The organism is Paenibacillus sp. GM1FR (assembly GCF_002803315.1).
GTDB lineage: Bacteria > Bacillota > Bacilli > Paenibacillales > Paenibacillaceae > Paenibacillus > Paenibacillus amylolyticus.
This window is the reverse complement of sequence record NZ_MKZL01000022.1, coordinates 484,049-504,106: the sequence shown is the minus strand read 5'-3', so window position 1 is coordinate 504,106 and position 20,058 is coordinate 484,049. Positions and strand designations below refer to the sequence as shown.

General features: G+C 41.4%; 18 protein-coding genes. 1 reads left to right on the top strand and 17 read right to left on the bottom strand.

The annotated features are described in order from the left end of the window. Nucleotides 1–89: 89 nt before the first annotated feature. The gene (gene argC, locus PAEAM_RS17750; RefSeq protein WP_100528443.1) at nt 90–1,139 is read right to left on the bottom strand and encodes an N-acetyl-gamma-glutamyl-phosphate reductase; all 1,050 of its coding nucleotides are present in this window, start codon (nt 1,137–1,139) and stop codon (nt 90–92) included. A 330-nt stretch (nt 1,140–1,469) separates the two neighbouring features. Between argC and cls the strand changes: the two genes are divergently transcribed. Beyond that, nucleotides 1,470–2,918, top strand: coding sequence for a cardiolipin synthase (cls, locus tag PAEAM_RS17745; RefSeq protein ID WP_100528442.1), 1,449 nt, complete (start codon nt 1,470–1,472; stop codon nt 2,916–2,918). 280 nt (nt 2,919–3,198) lie between these two features. On the opposite strand, the gene PAEAM_RS17740 is transcribed toward cls, so the two are convergent. The 16 genes from PAEAM_RS17740 to rfbF form a co-directional block, all read right to left on the bottom strand. Beyond that, nucleotides 3,199–4,107: a YitT family protein gene (locus PAEAM_RS17740; protein WP_100528441.1), complete on the bottom strand. Its 909-nt coding sequence runs from the start codon at nt 4,105–4,107 to the stop codon at nt 3,199–3,201. A gap of 131 nt (nt 4,108–4,238) precedes the next feature. Next, a protein-coding gene (prfB, locus tag PAEAM_RS17735; protein ID WP_100528440.1) for a peptide chain release factor 2 occupies nt 4,239–5,352 on the bottom strand; the annotation gives its coding sequence in 2 pieces (ribosomal slippage) (nt 4,239–5,279 and nt 5,281–5,352; 1,113 coding nt in all). Nucleotides 5,353–5,594: 242 nt separating this feature from the next. Next, on the bottom strand, nt 5,595–8,099 hold the full coding sequence (gene secA / locus PAEAM_RS17730) for a preprotein translocase subunit SecA (RefSeq protein WP_036667733.1): 2,505 nt from the start codon (nt 8,097–8,099) through the stop codon (nt 5,595–5,597). A gap of 982 nt (nt 8,100–9,081) precedes the next feature. Continuing rightward, nucleotides 9,082–9,645 (bottom strand): ribosome hibernation-promoting factor, HPF/YfiA family, encoded by a 564-nt coding sequence (gene hpf, locus PAEAM_RS17725; protein ID WP_017691993.1) that lies wholly within the window; start codon nt 9,643–9,645, stop codon nt 9,082–9,084. A 421-nt stretch (nt 9,646–10,066) separates the two neighbouring features. Further along, nucleotides 10,067–10,264, bottom strand: coding sequence for a cold shock domain-containing protein (locus PAEAM_RS17720; protein ID WP_017691992.1), 198 nt, complete (start codon nt 10,262–10,264; stop codon nt 10,067–10,069). A 477-nt stretch (nt 10,265–10,741) separates the two neighbouring features. Then, entirely contained in the window at nt 10,742–11,101 is a 360-nt protein-coding gene (locus tag PAEAM_RS17715) for a hypothetical protein (RefSeq protein ID WP_100528439.1), read from the bottom strand. After that, nucleotides 11,094–11,480 carry a flagellar export chaperone FliS gene (fliS, locus tag PAEAM_RS17710; protein ID WP_100528438.1) on the bottom strand — a complete coding sequence of 129 codons (387 nt, stop codon included), beginning with the start codon at nt 11,478–11,480 and terminating at the stop codon, nt 11,094–11,096. Before fliS ends, PAEAM_RS17715 begins: the two co-directional genes overlap by 8 nt. A gap of 23 nt (nt 11,481–11,503) precedes the next feature. Further along, the gene (gene fliD, locus PAEAM_RS17705; RefSeq protein WP_243391393.1) at nt 11,504–12,985 is read right to left on the bottom strand and encodes a flagellar filament capping protein FliD; all 1,482 of its coding nucleotides are present in this window, start codon (nt 12,983–12,985) and stop codon (nt 11,504–11,506) included. Between the two features lie 14 nt (nt 12,986–12,999). Then, on the bottom strand, nt 13,000–13,389 hold the full coding sequence (locus PAEAM_RS17700) for a flagellar protein FlaG (RefSeq protein WP_100528437.1): 390 nt from the start codon (nt 13,387–13,389) through the stop codon (nt 13,000–13,002). 130 nt (nt 13,390–13,519) lie between these two features. Further along, the gene (locus tag PAEAM_RS17695; protein WP_100528436.1) at nt 13,520–14,713 is read right to left on the bottom strand and encodes a class I SAM-dependent methyltransferase; all 1,194 of its coding nucleotides are present in this window, start codon (nt 14,711–14,713) and stop codon (nt 13,520–13,522) included. Further along, on the bottom strand, nt 14,713–15,636 hold the full coding sequence (locus tag PAEAM_RS17690) for an NAD-dependent epimerase/dehydratase family protein (protein ID WP_100528435.1): 924 nt from the start codon (nt 15,634–15,636) through the stop codon (nt 14,713–14,715). The genes PAEAM_RS17695 and PAEAM_RS17690 overlap by 1 nt, the downstream gene beginning before the upstream one ends. Next, nucleotides 15,633–16,166, bottom strand: a complete 534-nt coding sequence (gene rfbC, locus PAEAM_RS17685) for a dTDP-4-dehydrorhamnose 3,5-epimerase (protein WP_100528434.1) — start codon at nt 16,164–16,166, stop codon at nt 15,633–15,635. The genes PAEAM_RS17690 and rfbC overlap by 4 nt, the downstream gene beginning before the upstream one ends. Before the next feature lie 25 nt (nt 16,167–16,191). Then, a complete protein-coding gene (locus PAEAM_RS17680) occupies nt 16,192–16,935 on the bottom strand; it encodes a cephalosporin hydroxylase family protein (protein WP_243391392.1) in 744 nt (247 codons plus the stop codon). Between the two features lie 11 nt (nt 16,936–16,946). Continuing rightward, nucleotides 16,947–18,176 carry a class I SAM-dependent methyltransferase gene (locus PAEAM_RS17675; protein ID WP_100528432.1) on the bottom strand — a complete coding sequence of 410 codons (1,230 nt, stop codon included), beginning with the start codon at nt 18,174–18,176 and terminating at the stop codon, nt 16,947–16,949. 19 nt (nt 18,177–18,195) lie between these two features. Then, a complete protein-coding gene (rfbG, locus tag PAEAM_RS17670; RefSeq protein ID WP_100528431.1) occupies nt 18,196–19,272 on the bottom strand; it encodes a CDP-glucose 4,6-dehydratase in 1,077 nt (358 codons plus the stop codon). Next, nucleotides 19,273–20,046 (bottom strand): glucose-1-phosphate cytidylyltransferase, encoded by a 774-nt coding sequence (rfbF, locus tag PAEAM_RS17665; protein ID WP_100528430.1) that lies wholly within the window; start codon nt 20,044–20,046, stop codon nt 19,273–19,275. It abuts the gene before it with no gap. Between the last annotated feature and the right edge of the window lie 12 nt (nt 20,047–20,058).

The window sequence follows — 20,058 nt, the reverse complement described above, 5'->3', positions numbered from 1 at the left end:
GCCTGCTTAACCTGATCCGTTCTCCCTAAGTGACTCCAAGAAAGCACTTTACACCGAATGTTCCAGTGCTCCTCCTGAATTCCAATCCCTTATGGATATACCGGTGTCATGTTCAGCCCGAGGTTCTCCTCCCATCCCATCATCAGGTTCATATTTTGAATCGCTTGCCCGGAAGCACCCTTCACCAGGTTGTCGATAACCGAAATAATCGTCAAACGCCCTGTGCGAGGATCCACCGCAAATCCGATATCACAATAGTTGGATCCGTACACTTCTTTGGTAGAAGGCCAGATGCCCGGTTCACGCACACGTACAAAAGGTCTGTTCTCATAATATTTGCGGTACAAATCCACGATCTCCCGGTCGCTGTGTTCCCCAACGAGGTTTGCATACATCGTACTCATGATTCCACGTGTCATTGGCACCAGATGTGTTGTAAAGGTAACCGTTACAGGCGTTCCCGTTATACTGCCAAGCACTTGTTCGATCTCGGGAATATGTTGATGTTTATTCAGTTTGTAGGCTTTGAGATTCTCATTCATCTCTGCATAATGATTTGTCAGACTTGTTCCACGTCCCGCTCCGGATACACCTGATTTAGCATCAATTATAATAGTAGAAGGATCAATCCAGCCTGCCTCTACTGCAGGGATCAGTCCAAGAAGTGTAGCCGTTGGATAACAGCCTGGGTTGGATATAAAATTCTGTCCCTTCACTTCTTCGCCATACACCTCAGCCATGCCGTATACCGCTTGTTCCAGCAAATCAGCTGAAGGCGCCGGATGTTTGTACCACTCTTCGTACACTGTTCCATCCTTGAGTCTGAAATCGCCAGACAGATCAATGACCTTAAGGCCTGCTGCCAGAAGGCTTGGAACGAGCTTTGCACTTACGCCGGACGGGGTCGCTGTGAATACCAGATCCGCACGACTCGCAATTTCAGCCGGATCTACACCGTCGAGTGGCCTGTGAATCACGCCCGTCAAATGCGGAAATCCATCTGCGATGGACTCACCACTGCTCGATGATGAGATCACCGATGTGATTTCAACCAACGGATGGTTCTGGAAAAAACGAATCAGCTCCACCCCGCCGTAGCCGGTGGAACCGACGATTGCTACTTTTAATTTGTTATTCACTCTCGCTCCCCCAATCTCGATGTATGCGCTACTTGTGCTATGTCCTTGCCTGAAAGATACTTGAACACAGCAATTCCGTCGCTTATATGCATATTTGTGTATTATTATACGACTCTGGTTATATAAATACAACACTCTATCATCAATTTCACATGGATTTCCATCCAATCCGAACATATCTTTTTTAACATCCGGGACGAATAGGTATACATCTGTTAAAATACGTATTAGTAGGAAACATTACAATCAGGGTCTCATTCATAACTAACCTGCTAATCAAGGACATATGAATAGATTCATGATGGTCATAATGAGACGTGGGGGACTATAGTGCATATCGAATCCATTTTACTTATTGTGCTCCTGGGCCTGAATATTATTTTTGCCGCAGCAGTCGTTTTCTTCGAACGGAAGGATGCCAGCGCTTCCTGGGCTTGGCTGCTCGTCTTGAACTTTATTCCGGTGTTTGGGTTTGTACTTTATCTTTTAACCGGTCAGAACCTGACCCGATATCGGCTTTTCCAGTGGAAAGAACGTAAGAAGCTCGGTCTTGAGGAACGTATTGAAGCCCAGCTCATGCAGCTACACGATAATCGCACCCCTTTCCGCAACCAAGCAACCGAGACTAGCCAGGATATGATCTATATGAACCTGAAGCAGAACGGAGCTCTGGTGACGGAAGATAATGCGGTCGAGATCATTACGGATGGAACAGATAAATTCCAGCGGCTCTTGGACGACATCGAAGCGGCTCAGGATCACGTGCACGTACAATACTACATTTATAGAGGCGACCGTCTGGGCAAAAGAATCCGAGATGCACTCATCCGCAAAGCGCGGGAAGGCATCAAAGTTCGTTTGCTGTATGACGCGCTCGGATCACGGCGGGTATCCAAACGCTTTTTCAAAGAATTGCGCGAAGCAGGCGGTTTGGTTGAAGTCTTTTTCCCCTCCAAATTCAGTCTGATCAACTTGCGTATGAACTACCGGAACCACCGGAAGATTGTCATCATCGATGGTAACCTGGGGTACACGGGCGGATTTAACGTTGGAGATGAGTATCTTGGCTTGAACTCGAAATTCGGTTACTGGCGTGACACACATCTGCGTATTCAGGGGAATGCCGTTCATGCGCTGCAGACCCGTTTTCTCCTGGATTGGAATGAAGCGTCCAAGCAACACGACACACCTTATGTTCCGGCGCATTTCCCTCATATTGAGGGCACAGGAAAGATTGCCATGCAGATTGTCTCCAGTGGACCTGATGCAGAGACCGAGCATATCAAGAACAGTTACCTTAAGATGATTAACGGGGCCAAACATTCGATTCTGATTCAAACGCCTTATTTTATCCCGGATGCCAGTGTATTCGAAGCTATTCGTCTCGCGTGTCTGTCCGGTATAGATGTTCGCATTATGATTCCAAATAAACCCGACCACGCCTTTGTATATTGGGCTACGTTATCTTATATTGGTGAGTTGTTGAAGGTGGGCGCCAAAGTATTTATATATGATAATGGCTTCATTCATGCCAAAACACTTATCATTGACAGTTTGGTTGCATCCGTGGGAACCGCCAATATTGACTACCGCAGTTTCCGGTTGAACTTTGAGGTTAATGCTTTTATGTACGATGAAGCGATTGCGACAGCACTTGTACAAACCTTTGAGCACGACCTGCATGTATCGAGAGAAATGACGCTCGATGAATACCAAAAACGTAGTCTCATTATCCGCTTCAAAGAAGCCATTTCCCGTCTGCTATCTCCGATTTTGTAGTGGTGGCACTCCGATGACAGAACATCCTTCCGATCGCTGTTATCCCCAGATTTTTTTGATTCCCTATTCTAAAGGGGAAAATCCGGGGATAAAGGCGAACGTTCCACTTCTTCAGGATATTTCTGTCCTCTCCGTTATGTGAAATGTTAAGTTGAACTTTTAATAATAGAAAAGCAGGTACTCCCTCTCCGTTATCTCAGAGGAGGGCGTATCTGCTTTTTTTCTTAAATTTTCAAACTTATGAGCCTATATTGGCTCACTCATTATATTTTCAACCAGTTCACACATGCTCTCCCCGCTTAAAACCTTCGCCGAGCACTTCGTGCGCGTTACTGATAATGACAAAAGCTCCCGGGTCCACAGACCGGATCAATGCCTTGAGTCTTGGCACTTCATTTTGCCCAACCACTACCATCAGTACGGTTCGTTGGTCGTCGGTGTAACCGCCTTTGGCTTCCAGCTTTGTTAATCCGCGATCCAAGTCATCCAGAATCACTTTGCTAATCGCTTCTGTCTGGTTGGAGATAATATACGCCACCTTAGAGAAGCCGAGCCCCATCTCTACAGCATCGATCACTTTACCGGTAACATACAACCCAATTAGTGCATAGAGAGACTGCTCCAATGACAACACAAATGCAGCCATAATAATAACGGTAGCATCCATGATGACTACACACAATGAGTAACTCAGTCCACTGTATTTCTGTACGATTCTGGCAAGAATGCTCATTCCACCTGTTGATCCTCTACCTCGATATACAATTCCAATCCCTAAACCAACGCCAATTCCACCATACAGTGAACCAAGTAGCGGATTGGTTGTTGGAATGGCCCAATCCTTCGTGAGATAAACTAACAGTGGCAGGACAATACTGCCCAGGACTGAACGAATTCCATACTGCTTACCAATAAGCAGGAAACCAGCGATCAGGAGTGGGATGTTAATCGCCCACTGGGTATATGCCGGCTCCCAATTAAGCCATTCCTTGCCCAGAATTGATAACCCGGACACCCCACCCGAAGCGATCTGATTTGGTAATAAAAATAAATTAAAGGCCACTGCAATTAAAAACGAACCTACAATGATAGATACCGTATCCACGACGTTTCTCCATGGACCATTAAGTGGAATGAGGCTAGCTATCCTCTTTTTGCGATTATTGTGAAGTTGTGATCGTTGTTGCATGTTCTCGTGCTCTCCTTTTATGTGACTGATCAGTTGTTCGCTCATTTTTTCTATCCTATAAATTATTCAAAAAAAAGCTCCCGTATACACCAGCATACGCCTACACGTATGGGTCCATACAGGAACTTATATTAATCGGTTTCTACTTTAATCTGGCTACGCAAATAACCATCGATGAATGCATCGAGGTCGCCGTCCATTACTGCCCCTGTATTTCCGGTCTCTACGCTTGTACGGTGATCCTTTACCATACTATAGGGATGGAACACATAGGAACGAATCTGGCTACCCCATGAAATATCCGACTGATCTCCTCGGATTTCATCCAGCTGTTGTTTTTGCTCTTCAATTTTACGCTCATACAATTTCGAACGAAGCATCTTCATCGCCCGCTCACGGTTCTTGATCTGTGAACGTTCATTCTGACACGTTACAACTACACCTGTCGGAAGGTGGGTAATCCGCACGGCTGAGTCGGTGGTATTGATATGCTGTCCACCCGCGCCACTCGCACGGTAGGTATCAATCTTGAGATCCTCTGTTCGAATGTCCAATTCAATCGTATCATCAATCTCAGGAACCACATCACATGATACGAAGGACGTATGTCTACGGCCCGATGAGTCAAAAGGAGAGATCCGCACCAGTCGGTGTACACCCTTCTCGGCTTTCAGATAACCATAAGCATTGTGCCCCTTGATCGATAGCGTGACACTCTTGATCCCCGCCTCATCTCCTGGCAGATAATCCAGAACTTCAACCTTGAAGCCACGCTTCTCGGCCCAACGTGTGTACATCCGGAGTAACATCTGTCCCCAGTCCTGTGACTCGGTACCACCTGCCCCCGGATGAAGCTCTAGAATGGCATCCATCTTATCATACGGCTGGTTCAGGAGCAGCTGAAGTTCGAACTCTGCCACCTTGCTCACGATCGCTGTGACGCTTCTACCGATCTCTGCAGCGAGGTCTTCGTCGCCTTCCTCGTCAGCCAGTTCTACCATCATCACCGCATCATCATAGTCCTGTTGGAGTTTGGTGTATTGATCCACAGATCCCTTCACCGCATTTAGCTCAGCGATTACGGATTGCGCCTTGTCACTATCATCCCAGAAATCCGGAGCAGACATCTTCACTTCGAAGTTGCCGATCATCTCTTGCTTCAGATCTAAGTCAAAGAGACCCCCTAAGGTTGGTTAGTTTCTTGCCTATTTCACGCAGGTCATGCTTCACGTTTGGATCGATCATGTGCAATTCCTCTTTTCATTAAGATAAGCTCCCCGCATCCAGGGCATTCCTCCAGATCAAGTATCCGATGCGTTACCCTGGTGTTGAGACTACTGTTGTATCAGTATATCTCTTCCCCGTGATCATGGTCATATTATTATAACTATGCACCATTAATCGGTTTTGCATCCTTCACTTCATCCTATGGAATACCCGGCTGCAAGGAGCCGTTCATGTCATTCGTGTATAAATGAACCCTTTAACTACTCTTGACCGTGGCAGTGTTTGAACTTCTTGCCACTACCGCATGGGCATGGATCGTTACGTCCGATTTGGTCAGAAACCTTCACTGGACGTTTCTCAGCAGGTTCACCACTTGTCGAGATCTGACTTTCCTCAACAACCGCTTGGCGCTCCTGATTACTCTCGATCTGTGCTCTCATCACATAAGTCGCTACTTCTTCTTGAATCGAAGCGATCATTTGATGGAACATCTCGAAACCTTCGAACTGGTATTCACGCAGTGGATCTGTACCACCGTAGGCACGAAGGTGGATACCTTGACGCAATTGATCCATTGCATCGATATGATCCATCCACTTGCTGTCTACTGCACGGAGCACAACCACTTTCTCGAACTCACGAACCATCTCTTCGCCAATTCGCTCTTCACGTGCATTGTACTTGTTCTGAACTTTCGTGAACAGGAACTCGATGATCTCTTCTGCTTCCTTACCCCACAGATCATCTTTAGTTATGGAACCATCGTCCAGCAATTTGCTGTTCATGTAATCAGCAACTTCCTGAAGCTCCCAGTTTTCCGGGATATCGTCACTACAATGTGCTTCAACGATACGTTCAATGGAAGGCTTGATCATATCCATAACGATTTGTTTGATATTTTCGGACTCCAGTACCTCGCGACGCTGTTTATATATAATTTCACGTTGTTGGTTCATTACATCATCATATTGGAGAACGACTTTACGCACGTCAAAGTTGTTACCTTCAACACGCTTCTGCGCTGATTCTACTGCACGGGTAATCATCCGGCTCTCGATCGGTTGGTCTTCTTCAAAACCAAGGCGCTCCATCATGTTCAATACATTATCTGCACCGAAACGTCTCATCAATTCATCACCCAGTGACAGGTAGAATTGTGTTGAACCCGGGTCACCTTGACGTCCCGCACGACCACGCAGCTGATTATCAATCCGGCGTGATTCGTGACGCTCTGTACCGATGATATGAAGGCCGCCTACTTCAGCTACACCATCACCCAAGATAATATCTGTACCCCGTCCTGCCATGTTGGTTGCAATCGTTACTGCACCCGCTTGACCAGCTCCTGAGATGATCTCTGCTTCTTCCGCGTGGTACTTGGCGTTCAGTACCTGGTGTTTGACACCACGGCGTTTAAGCATGTCAGACAGGCGTTCAGAGTTCTCAATGGACACTGTACCTACCAGAATCGGTTGATTCTTACTGTGGCGTGCCACGATCTCTTCTACAACGGCATTGAACTTGCCATCGATGCTCTTGTACACGACATCTGCCATGTCATCCCGCTTGTTTGGGCGGTTGGTTGGAATTTGCAGTACTTCGAGACCGTAGATTTTTTTGAACTCTTCTTCCTCGGTTTTCGCTGTACCCGTCATACCCGCAAGTTTACGGTACATCCGGAAATAGTTCTGGAAGGTAATCGTAGCAAGCGTCATGCTCTCATTTTGTACTTCAATGCCTTCTTTGGCTTCAATCGCTTGGTGCAATCCATCACTGTAACGACGTCCAGACATCAGACGACCTGTGAATTCATCGACGATCATGACTTCCTCATCACTGACAACATAATCCACGTCACGACGCATGATTGCATTAGCTTTCAAGCCCTGTACAATGTGATGGTTGAGAGTTACATTGGCATGATCATACAAGTTCTCGATACCAAATGCTTTCTCTGCTTTTGCCACGCCCGCCTCAGTCAACGCTACGGATTTCACCTTAATGTCTACCGTAAAGTCTTCTTCCGGCACCAAACGTTTCACAAAACGATCTGCTGCATAGTACATATCCGTCGACTTCTGGGCTTGTCCAGAGATAATGAGTGGCGTACGCGCCTCATCGACTAGGATGGAGTCTACTTCATCAATGATACAGAAGAACAATGGACGTTGTACCATTTGCTCTTTGTACAGCACCATGTTGTCACGCAGATAGTCAAAACCAAACTCGTTGTTCGTTCCGTACGTAATATCACATGCATATGCATGTTGTTTCAACGCATGGTCCATACCGCTGAGGTTAACCCCAACCGTCATGCCCATGAACTCATAGATTTGTCCCATTTCCTGGCTATCCCGTTGTGCCAAATAGTCATTGACTGTGACCACGTGTACACCTTTGGACATTAACGCGTTCAGGTATACTGGAAGTGTTCCTACCAGCGTTTTACCTTCACCCGTTTTCATCTCGGAAATACGGCCTTCATGCAGAGCGATACCGCCCAGCATCTGTACATCGTAGTGACGTTTGCCCAGTACACGACGTGATGCCTCACGTACGGTTGCAAACGCCTCTGGAAGAAGTTCATCTGTCGTTTCTCCCTTTTCAATACGAGCACGGTATTCGTCCGTTTTACCTTTCAGTTGTTCATCAGACAACGCCTGAAATTGTGGTTCCAGTTTATTGATCACATCGACCGTCTTCATCAGACGTTTAACATCACGTTCATTCATGTCGCCGAAGATCTTTTTGACAAGTCCTAGCATGGTATACCCCTTTCGTGCAAAACAGAATAGACCCCCTGTTGCCGCCACGCGACACCATCGGATGGATATTGCATCCACTTGCCCGGGGGTGACAAACAATATGATTTGAGCTTAATGAAGGTTACACTTCGTCAACTCAGTTGCCAGAATGTCCTTTCGATCGCTGTTATCCCCTGATTTCTTTTAAACTCTCTTCTCAGAGGGGGAAATCCAGGGATAAAGGCGAACGCTTCGCTTCTACAGATCATTTCCGCCCTCTTCGTCATCCGTGTAAAAATCAAATTCAAATCATATGCTAAAAAGTAATATGGATGAATCAACTCCAGGCTTGCCAAGGGTTCCTCATGAAGCTGATTCGGTATTCAAATGGATTCGGTTAATAAAAACTAACCGAAGCCCGAGCCTTGCGAATCATGTTCATGGTGCTGTGCCTGTCATTGATTGTGATTAGCGATCATTCGTTGACAATTCCTCATCAGGACAATGATTCTCTTTGCATAAATTGTAACAGTTTGTAAGGGCCGCCGCAACACGCCACGGCACACTTCTTTGAACTTATGAGACATATCAAATGGAGTTTAAGTGCAAAAAATCATAGTCGTTAGCGGAAGCGTTCGATTATCATGTTTCGTTTTGCAGGATAGACAGCCCTGTCAACGAATTTTGATGGTAAATTTGGATGAAAATCTCATATCCAGTTCTCGAATATAGTCGTACGAATATTTTCGTAAACATCCGAATCTGGTGATAAACTTGTACCAATTATGATTATTCTTACTATCTATTAGACGCAGCAGCATAGGGAATAGTTTCACCATTTTATTTCCAAAGGTCATTCCCCAGCTTCTCTACGCACAAAAGAGCCCCATCCCCTAAGGGATGGAAGCTCTTGTTAAGTCCAATCCAGGAAACTACAGTCCCTGTCTTCATTATTATTAGACATTCATACGCATGTCCGTTCCGATGATCCTGTACGTTAAGATTAACCTTGTTCGATCAATCCGTACTTACCATCGTTCCGTTTGTAAACAACGCTAACTTCTTCACTGTCAATGTTGGAGAATACGAAGAAATTGTGACCAACCATGTTCATTTGGAGGATAGCCTCTTCCACGTCCATTGGTTTCAACATAAAGCGTTTTGTCCGTACGACTTCAAAATCATCGTCATCCGTATCCGCATCCAGTTCAGCTGTAGCTACAGTACCTGTTGGATCTTCAACGAAGAGTGTTTTCAGGCTACCTTCCTGGCGGAACTTACGGTTAATTTTTGTTTTGTGTTTGCGGATCTGACGTTCCAGCTTGTCCACCACGGAGTCAATAGATGCGTACATATCGTCGCTCTCATCCTCGGCGCGGAGCACAATGCCTTTCAAAGGGATCGTCACCTCTACCGTATGCAAACCTCTCGTCGTGCTCAATGTAACAGCACCGTCAGAGTTAAGGGGTGCATCGAAATACTTCTCGAGTCTACTCAACTTTTTGTCGACATAATCCTTCAAAGCATCAGTAACCTCGATTTGTTGACCTCGAATACTTAAATTCATAGGGCACTCCTCCTTTTTCCTTTGCCACTTCATTATAACACGAATGTAAGCGCCATGTAAAAACTCCCGGTGACCGAATAATGACATCTGTTCAAGCCACATCTGCCAACGTAGGCATAACGCCATATTTCGCGATATTTCATCATATTCAGCCATAATCGAATATTTACATGGTATGTCTTATTAGGCGCTTGATGATGTATTTAACCGTTTTTGAGCTTGCTCAATCTAATATGTAAAATGAACTTCAATCTATCTCTTAAATCTCTTGAATCCGATAGAATAATGTTCCTCGGATGATTCTCAAATCTCGAATCTATTAAAACAAAAAAAGACCCCGGAAAGTACCGGAGTCTGATGCTAGCGATAATTCAATTTGGTAACCATCTAACCATATATGTAGGTCGGATTGTCCGGATGATTATAATTTGATTACGTTAGCTGCTTGCGGTCCACGTGCGCCTTCGACGATGTCGAATTCTACGGATTGACCTTCTTCCAAAGTCTTGAATCCTTCGGTTTGAATTGCGGAGAAATGTACGAATACGTCGCCGCCATCTTCAGTCTCAATGAAACCGTAACCTTTTTCTGCGTTGAACCATTTTACTTTACCTTGCATGCACTAACATTCCCTTCGTCATCAAATGAAGTGAAGCTTTCGGCCTTAACCTCTGCCCACAATTCAGATAATACCATCCAAAGTTATCCATTGTCAATTGGAAAAGTAAATGTTTTCTTGGAATTTTTTGTAGATTAATTGGGGATTGTGTTGAAAGGTGGGATATCTTGAATATATCAGGTAATTGGCGTGTTGGTAAGTCTATTTTTGATGGATTAATGATAGACGATTGGATTAGAGTTTATTGTTTAGATAACGAGTGAATGACATAATTACAAATTCATTTATTTCAATATTTTAGTATGTAAGCCAGAATATAATTCCTTAAGATCAATAGTACTTTCCTTTGGCATTTACATATTGAAAGCCTCTGAAAAGCAACAGTAGATTCCAGACAATAAATTAGTAATACTAATACATATATAAAATTTTCAAACGAAGAAGACCCATACTGAGTACGGGTCTTCAACTTTATTTCTACTTTCGTTTATCCATAAGATAACTTTCAGTTGCATACTTATTTTCATATATATTACGTTGTGTTTTAGCTAAATTTCGCTGCAGCAACCATTCTTGTGCTTCATTTTTAACCGATAACATACGTTCTTGTATCATGTCATCATAAGTCAAAATACGTTTGAGTTCTTCTTTTTGCAAATCATCCATCTTTTGCACGTCCATAATCAGCCTTAATTGTTGAACTAAATCTTGACGCTCGTTAACAAAATATTCCATATCTTCAGAAGCCTTAGTGTTCAATTCATCTGTAAAATTCAGTGTTAAATCTAATAGTTGTTGGAGAAGAATATCCAACTCTGACTGATTTTCACTACTCATTTGATATATTTCCCGCCACTTGTTTACTAGCAGCTGCCCATGTTTCCCGCAGTTCCTGCAAGTACCCCAATACTTCTTCTCCATATTTGGAATCTTTTTTTATATTAGCTTGAATTAGTAAATAGTTCATGTATTCATAGAGCGAGAACAAAGTTTTAGCCACAGGATAGGATTGGTTTAAGGTAGACATCAACTCACTGATAATAGTTTGAGCTTTGCCAAGGTTTACATTCGCTTTGGAGTAGTCCCTTGCTTCAATACCCTCCAGACCCGTTTTCGTAAATCGAATCGCCCCATCGTACAACATGATCACTAATTGACCAGGAGTAGAGGTTTGTACCGAGGACTGCTTATATTTCTCGTAAGGAGATGATATCATATTAATTTATTCCTCCTCATTAATTATTGAAAATAACTTGCCATACTAGAAGACTGCGATTGAAGTTGACTCATTGCTTTCTCCATAGCAGCAAACTGCTTATAATAGCGTGTTTCCCAAGTAGAAACTTTTCGTTCCATCTCGGATGCTCTCTTATTGTACTGCTTTAATTGCTCACCCATAATACTTTCTGTTTTCAGTGTCATACTAGCATTAGAATCCAATTTCGATGTACCCACTTTTTTTACGAGCATGTCTAACGTAGAATTAAGTTCACCACGCATCTCACTAAACAGAGGTTTACTATTTACGTCTGAAACTGAACCACGAAATATATTGAGAACTTTGTCAGGGTTAGTCGTAAGAACATCCTTAAGTTTACTCTCATCTATCTGCAGCTTACCTTTTTCATAATACTGTCCAGTTGTAATTCCTACTTCACTTAACATTTTCAAGTTCCCTGTAACAACCGTCCTCATTGAGTTAACAGCCGCACTAAGAATAGAATCATTTTTTAAGAGCCCACTTTTGGCTTTTTCATCCCAATTTTTAATGTCGTCTTCTTTCATATCTTTCTTTTGATCAGCTGTTAAAGGTTGAAAATCACGAAACTTTTGCTCTGAGATTTTTCCATTTAACAATCCAAGTAATTCATTGTATGTGTCCACGAAAGATTTTATAGTTTCTACAGCCTTGGTCGGGTCAGACTGCGTTGTAATTTTGGTAGGATTAGTTGCAGTCGTTTCTTCTAAAAACGTCAAGTTAATACCGTTTATTTTCAACTTATTATCAGTTAGGGTGTATTTTACAGAATCTGTACCGTTTGATATTGACACTTCACCAGCTTGAGGAGGCGCATACGTTAATCCTAGAGCAGTATTCAGTGAGCTAGATTGCTGAGCACCACCTGTCCCCGTATCTGTGATAGCTTTCCCATGTTCTTTTGAAGTTATTGAAAACTTCCCGCTAATTTCATCAAAACTTGCCGTTACCGTTGGTATACTTGAATTAATGCGTGCAATAACAACAGATAAAGAATCTGTACTAAGAAAAGTTATAGACTTATCATTAATATTCAAATCGTATGAGGGAGCGCCTGTCCCTGTCAAATCTGCTAAAGTTGTATCAAGCGTAACCTTTGCGGTGGGCTGATTAGCGATTTCCAGTTTAGAGTTATTTTGCATCTGAGCTTGCTTGGCCAGCTTAATCTCAGTAATTGAAAAAGGAATCGAGCTCGCCTCAGCTGTTGCTTCCGCTCTTACTGCTGTTGTATTACCACTTACTGTTGATTTTTGAGTATTTGTAGCATCAGAAAAACTCATTTTCTGCAGCTTATCACTCAACTGAACAATTTTGCTATTTATCTCTCGATAGCTATCACGTGTCCATTCAAGAATTTGTTTTTGTTGATTCAACTTATCCAGTGGAACTCTCTTCACTGTCATCATTGATTTAACCATACTGTCGATATCCATTCCTGAAAAACCATTAATACGCATGCTCATTTAATCCAACCTCCTTATACTTTTTCATCGACTATAATCCCCGCTATTTCCATCATCTTGGCTACCAAGTCAAGTGTTTTCTCTGGAGGAATTTCACGAATCAGTTCACCTGTCTCCTTATTGAGCACTTTGACTAAAATCTGGCGGCTCTTCTCATGGACGCTCATTTCCAGAGTTGTCGTAGGGCCTGCCAGAGCTTTAACTGCTCTGTCTATTGCTTTAATAAGTTGCTCGTCTCCAAATGGAATGTTAACACCTTGCCGTTCAAGCTTGGATAACTCTGTCCCGCTTCTAACAGCTTGTAACAGAGCGCTGTCTTGTTTGCCACGGGATTCACCTTGAGAGCCATTTGTAACCGATGTGTTATTGGCAGTATTGGTAGAAAGTGAAAACTGTATATTCATCGTTCATCCCCCGATGGAATTATTTATTATATTTATCGGTTAGTGAGGATTCAAATTGAATACAGCAATCATTCTTTTTGACACTTTCTTATAGACAAATCATTTCTTATTGATACTGCATAAAAGCTATTTATTCTTGCTGAGTACACCACATTTCAAGATCAACAAGATTAATATCAAGTTTTTCAAATTCAACTATTGCTTTAATTTCATTCAGATAATTTGAATTCGTTATAATAATCGTTGCTAAATCTTTCTTCTTTAAACTTTCAATTCCAACTATTTCATGACCAGTTCCAGGTAAATACTTACCTACCTTGTTAGGGTTCACATCTATTACACAATCAATATACTTCATCTCTGGATCGATTAAATTCAAGAATGTTACTCCCTTAGCCCCTGCCCCCCAAATAGCAGTTCTCCCATATTCTGAGTACATAGAAATTTGTTCCATTGTTCTACGTTTCCACTTAAATTCATTTTCGGAAAACCCAATACTACTTGAATCAGCATAATGTACATATGACTTGTCTTTCGATTCTCCATCTAATTCTGTTGATTTTGCTTCTAACCACATATACTGACCATTAAATATACGATCTACACTTACAACCTCAAACCCCGCGAGCTCAAATGCTTTAGAAATAGATTTTTCATTAAAATATGAACAATGCTCATAGAAAAAATCAAACATAACTTTATTTTCAAAAATCCAATCAACACAAGGCGTTTCGAAAAACACTCTCGCTTGGGGAGAGTGTACTAATGCTTTTCTGATCGATTTAAGTAACATAACAGGGTCAGGAATATGTTCAATAACATGTCGGCAAAGAACTACATCCGCTTTAATATCAACACTATCTTCATTGTAGAGCTTCTTTTCAAATCTCAATCTCCCACCGTAATCTACTTCTGGTCCAATATAACTTGGGTCAAACCCAAATCCGTAATTATTTCCAGCTTCAACTACTTTTCTTAAGAATCCGCCTTTTCCACACCCAACTTCTACTACACTGAGATTACTGACACCTTTTTGGTTCACAAGAGTATCTACCAAATCATCTAAATAACTATTAAAGTATGTCGAATAGGACTGTGTATTTTCGTAATCGCTACTATAAACAACTTTATTAGTATCAAAAACGCTATTATAAACAAAACCACATTCCATGCACTCCAAAATCTCCAAATCCCCCCTCGGAATTTGTCTTGCAGCCTCAAAACTATTAATTAGGATATTTTGGTACACTGGAATATTACTACGTTTTAGTATGTCACTTATATTAGATGACTGACATATCGGACAATGATTTTTTTTCAACATTACTTGCCTCCAAACAGACTAGATTTCCACCACTGAACAGTTTCAAATAACCCATCTTCCATCTTCGTGGAGGGAGTCCAATCAGTATTTTCTTTCAGCTTAGTTATATCGGCCAGAACAACCTTAGGTTCTTCAAGTGAGCTTGGAATTACCCCTAACCGAATTAATTCTCTATGTTGAAGGATATCAGCAATTTTATAAATAATTTCAGATAAGCTTACCGGCTTGCCAGAACCAATATTAACGGGTCCATTACTTTCACTGCTTAGCAATTCCACTAACGCCCGGGCTGCATCTTTAACGTACAAATAATCGCGGATCTGTTGTCCATGGGAACATTTTGCTTCCTTTCCCTTCAGCAAAGATAAAATCACCGACGGAACCAACCGTAATTGATGTTCACGTGGACCATATAGATAGAAAATTCGTGCCCATGCACTCGAAATCTCATAGTGCTGTGAATATGTCATTAGCATATGGTGTAGTGAGTTTTTACTTGACCCATAGATTGTATTGTAGTTCAAGAGAGTCTCAGATTCCTTGCATAATCCTTGACTTAAATCATACTCTGCGCAAGAGCCGACTCCCACAATCCTTTTACCTCCAGCTACACGAAAACGGTCAAATAGAGAAAGACTTGCACTTACCCATTTGAAATTTGATAAGGAGTTCCAATAATGATTTGGTGTGGTGTCCCATGCCAAATGTAGAAGATGAGTGGGTGAACTTATGCGAGTGAATATTTCTTCAATTTGATTATCATCAAGTAAATTAGCTTTCAACCATGTAATATTACTAGTATTTATCTTGTCTTCAACTTTTGATGATATAGCATATATTTCACAATCTGTAATCGATAATTCATCCACTACATGTCTCCCGATAAATCCATTTGCTCCAGTCACAATTACTTTTTTCTTCATGAATAATACCTATCATAATTCTGGTCTTTTTCTGACATAATTCTCTTGTCTTCTTCAGGCCATTCTATATTAAAAGCAGGATCGTCCCACCTGATTCCACAAGCATAATCCGCTTTATAAAACTGGGTCATCTGATAAAAAACTTCCGTATGATCAGACAATGTTTGAAAACCATGTGCGAAGCCTTTAGGAATGTAGAGCATCTTATAATTTTCATCCGACAATTCAAAAGAAAGTGACTCTTTGTACGTTGGAGAATCTGGTCTCAGATCCACGATTACATCATGAATAGCTCCCTTCGTACAGCGAACTATTTTGACTTCTTCGTAGGGCGAAACCTGATAATGTAACCCTCGGAGAGTTCCCCTTTTCTCGTTATATGAGATATTGCACTGAACAAATGAACTCTCAAGTCCATGTAACTTAAACTCATCTTGACACCAAGCCCTAGCAAAATGTCCCCTCACATCTGTCAGTAGCTCTATTTCTATAAGATAAGCCCCTGGTAACATCGTCTCAATAAACCTCATCAAATAACCCTCCTTTGGATGCACACTAGTCAGCTATACATTTCAGATACCCCTCAGGAGCAACAGTTATTAAAAGTTTATCTTCTAGATCTTTATCGTTTATGAAGCGATTGTTCTCCCGTAAAAATTGCCTTACAGCACTTTTCGGGCTGTTTCCCGCTTTCCACGGGCGGTCTTTGAAAAAATGATCCGGCATATCTTCAACAATCGTATCCAACACTACTAGATAGCTTCCGTTGGAAACTAATGGAGAAAACATCTCTAGTTCTTTTAGCACATGGTCGTGAGTATGGTTAGAATCTAGTATGACCATTACAGATTTACGTCCTGAAATAATATCTTTTACTTGATCTATAACCTTATCACTAGTAGAATCACCTTCAATTAAATGGACACAATCCGAAAATGGATGTTTCTCTATAGCTTCTTTGTTATGAGATCTAATATCAATATCTATACCTATGACTATTCCGCCTTTGCCAATCAATCTTTGCATTGACGAATGGAAAATAATAGATCCCCCACGTGCAATACCTGTTTCAATTATTACATCTGGTTTTACTTTCCAAATTATTTCTTGCAGGGCTATAACATCTTGTGGAAATTGAATAATAGGTAATCCCATCCATGTGAAGTTGTAGGTATAGTTATGCGCTGTCTGCTGGAGAATAAAATCATGTGCAGTCCCCCTCAAACTTCTATCCGCAGCTTGCCGTTTAATATTCTCTTTTTTCTCAATTTCAAACTTTTCTCTCTCCAAATCCCACACGACCCTTCAATTTATTCAACAACGTGTATATCCGGTACAGGTACAATCCATTTCCCGCCCCATTCGCGAATAAATGAGGTTTGTTCCATAATTTCTTCCTTTAAATTCCAGGGTAAAATTAACACAAAATCTGGTTGAGTTAATTTTAGTTTCTCTGGTGAGAATACTGGGATTCGTGATCCAGGCAGAAAGGTACCTTGTTTATACTGACTTCGATCCACAGTGAAATCAATAATATCGCAATCAATACCACAGTAGTTGAGTAAAGTATTGCCTTTAGCTGGGGCACCGTAACCCGCTACAACTTTCCCTTGTTCTTTCAATTCGATAAGAAACTTTGTGATTTTACGTTTTAACTGGACAATTTTTGTTTGAAACCCTTTGTACATCTCAATATTTGTTATCCCAAGTTTAACTTCTTTAGCAAGCAGTTCGTGAATTGAGGGTTGAATAACGAAGTCTGGGTTATCTGAATGAGTTGCGTAGATACGAATAGATCCACCATGAGTACTCAATTGGTCAACATCATACACAGTTAAGTGATGGGCTTTAAAAAGTCGAATAACTGTAGTAAGTGAAAAATATGAATAATGTTCATGATATATCGTATCAAATTGATTATGCTTAATAAGTTGAAGTAGATGAGGAAACTCCATCGTAATGGTTCCTTGAGGTTTTAACATGATTTTCATCCCTGCAACAAAATCATTTAAATCAGGGACATGGGCAAGTACATTGTTACCCAGCAGTAAGTCCGCCATCTTTCCTTCTTGTTTTAATTCTGTTGCTAGAGCAGTTCCAAAAAAATTCACTGACGTCTCTATACCTTTTTTAACAGCGACTTTTGCTACGTTTTCTGCAGGTTCTATGCCTAGTACAGAAACCCCTTTTTCTTTGAAATATTGAAGTAAGTAACCATCATTGCTTGCAATTTCAACAACTTGTGTATCGATAGCAAATTGGAATCTATCCATAATCATTTCCACATAATTATGGCAATGAGTTAGCCAACTATCTGAAAAACTGCTGAAATAGGCATAGTCACTGAATATATGTTCTGGCGACTCAAATTCCTGAACTTGAACCAAAAAGCAACTCTCGCACACATAAGTACGTAAAGGATACATATGTTCCATTTCATTCCTTGACTTCACGTAAGAGTTAGCAAGGGGAGACACTCCCAAATCCAGAAAAACACTATTTAAATTTTTCCCACAGCAACGGCATACTTCATTTGACATTAAATTAATTCTCCTTAGACTAAGAAAATTGTACAGCTTTTAATTTTTCGAAATTCTTAATTTGCTGTAGTGATATATCAGCGATACTATTGTTCATAGACTCCAAATACCAGCCCATAGTCCATTCTATTGTCTGATGTATAGTTAATTGTGGTTTCCAATTTAGCAGTGTTTTGGCCTTATTAATATCAAGCACTAATCGTGAAGCTTCATGTACATGCGCCTCGGACTTAGAACTCCACCAGTTCAACTTATTTCCTAAGTGATGATTACTTTCTTTAATTAACTGCTCCACTGACCATATTGATGAATCCTCAGGACCAAAATTCCATGCACCTATGAATTTTTCGCCTGATTCCCACATATTCTTAGCCAAAAGTAAATATCCGTTCAAACAATCCAGCACGTGTTGCCAAGGTCGAATCGCATGGGGATACCTAATTTTTAATTGCTGTTTATTAATCACTGAGCGGATGATGTCCGGAATGATACGATCATCTGCCCAGTCACCGCCACCAATAACATTCCCTGCTCGTACAGAAGAAAGTAACTTTCCACTATGGGAATAAAATGATTTCTCGTACGCGGAAGTAACTATTTCTGAACACGCCTTACTAGCACTGTAGGGATCATGGCCTCCCAAAGAGTTAGTTTCTTTGAATCCCTGGGCTGATTCCCCATTATTTTCATAACATTTATCTGTTGTTACATTGATGACAACTCGAACCGAGTCAACATGTCTTGCAGCCTCCAATAGAAATACGGTCCCCATAATATTCGTAGAAAATGTTCCTATTGGATCAGCATATGACTCACGCACCAAAGATTGGGCTGCGAGATGAAATATGATATCTGGCTGAATTCTCTTAATAACCTTCTCTAGTTTACTAGAATCCAAGATATCGCCATATATAGATTCCATGTTTTTTGACACCTGGGCGGTTTCATATAAATTAGGGTCGCTGACTGGAGACGGGCTACTGTAACCATACACGTCAGCCCCTAGATGCTGTAACCATAGTGATAACCAACTTCCTTTAAACCCAGTATGTCCTGTTATCAATACTTTTTTTGTTTTCCAAAAACCATATTCCATTTATCCCCACACCTTCCACGGTGCTTTTTTCGAGTTCCATAGTTCTTCCAATTTCACTTTATCTCTAAGTGTATCCATAGGTTGCCAAAAACCGTCATGTTTGAATGCGGACAACTGATTATTTCTTGCTAATTTCTCAAGAGGTACATGCTCCCACACTGTGGCATCATCTTCAATGAGATCAAAGACCTCAGGTTCTAGAACAAAATAACCCCCGTTCACCCAATTACCATCTCCATGAGGTTTTTCTTCAAAGCTTATTATTCTGTTATCTTTAACAATGTCCACCGCACCAAAACGCCCCGGTGGCTGGACAGCAGTTAACGTAGCTTTACCTCCACTGGATTGGTGAAAATTAATTATGTCAGTAATATTCACATTACTGACACCATCCCCGTAAGTAAAACAAAATGTTTCATCACCAACATACTTTTGTACTTTTTTCAAGCGTCCTCCTGTCATTGTTTCTAGTCCAGTGTCTACAAGTGTTACCCTCCATGGTTCGCTTGTATTATGATGAATTTCCGTATGGTTATCCCGCATGTTAAAAGTGATATCTGACATGTGCAAATAGTAGTTGGCAAAATACTCCTTAATTAAATACCCTTTATAGCCTAAGCATATAATAAAATCATTAATTCCATAATGCGAATAGCTTTTCATAATATGCCATAAAATTGGCATTCCACCAATTTCAATCATTGGCTTAGGTTTCAAGTGAGTTTCTTCACTAATTCGCGTACCGTAACCTCCCGCCAGAATGACAGCTTTCATCAATCTCACTTC

Coding starts and splice junctions, on each gene's coding strand:
- PAEAM_RS17740 (WP_100528441.1), bottom strand. CDS start 4,107: ATGCAACAACGATCACAACTTCACAATAATCGCAAAAAGAGGATAGCT.
- secA (WP_036667733.1), bottom strand. CDS start 8,099: ATGCTAGGACTTGTCAAAAAGATCTTCGGCGACATGAATGAACGTGAT.
- hpf (WP_017691993.1), bottom strand. CDS start 9,645: ATGAATTTAAGTATTCGAGGTCAACAAATCGAGGTTACTGATGCTTTG.
- PAEAM_RS17720 (WP_017691992.1), bottom strand. CDS start 10,264: ATGCAAGGTAAAGTAAAATGGTTCAACGCAGAAAAAGGTTACGGTTTC.
- PAEAM_RS17715 (WP_100528439.1), bottom strand. CDS start 11,101: ATGAGTAGTGAAAATCAGTCAGAGTTGGATATTCTTCTCCAACAACTA.
- fliS (WP_100528438.1), bottom strand. CDS start 11,480: ATGATATCATCTCCTTACGAGAAATATAAGCAGTCCTCGGTACAAACC.
- fliD (WP_243391393.1), bottom strand. CDS start 12,985: ATGAGCATGCGTATTAATGGTTTTTCAGGAATGGATATCGACAGTATG.
- PAEAM_RS17700 (WP_100528437.1), bottom strand. CDS start 13,389: ATGAATATACAGTTTTCACTTTCTACCAATACTGCCAATAACACATCG.
- PAEAM_RS17695 (WP_100528436.1), bottom strand. CDS start 14,713: ATGTTGAAAAAAAATCATTGTCCGATATGTCAGTCATCTAATATAAGT.
- PAEAM_RS17690 (WP_100528435.1), bottom strand. CDS start 15,636: ATGAAGAAAAAAGTAATTGTGACTGGAGCAAATGGATTTATCGGGAGA.
- rfbC (WP_100528434.1), bottom strand. CDS start 16,166: ATGAGGTTTATTGAGACGATGTTACCAGGGGCTTATCTTATAGAAATA.
- PAEAM_RS17675 (WP_100528432.1), bottom strand. CDS start 18,176: ATGTCAAATGAAGTATGCCGTTGCTGTGGGAAAAATTTAAATAGTGTT.
- rfbG (WP_100528431.1), bottom strand. CDS start 19,272: ATGGAATATGGTTTTTGGAAAACAAAAAAAGTATTGATAACAGGACAT.
- rfbF (WP_100528430.1), bottom strand. CDS start 20,046: ATGAAAGCTGTCATTCTGGCGGGAGGTTACGGTACGCGAATTAGTGAA.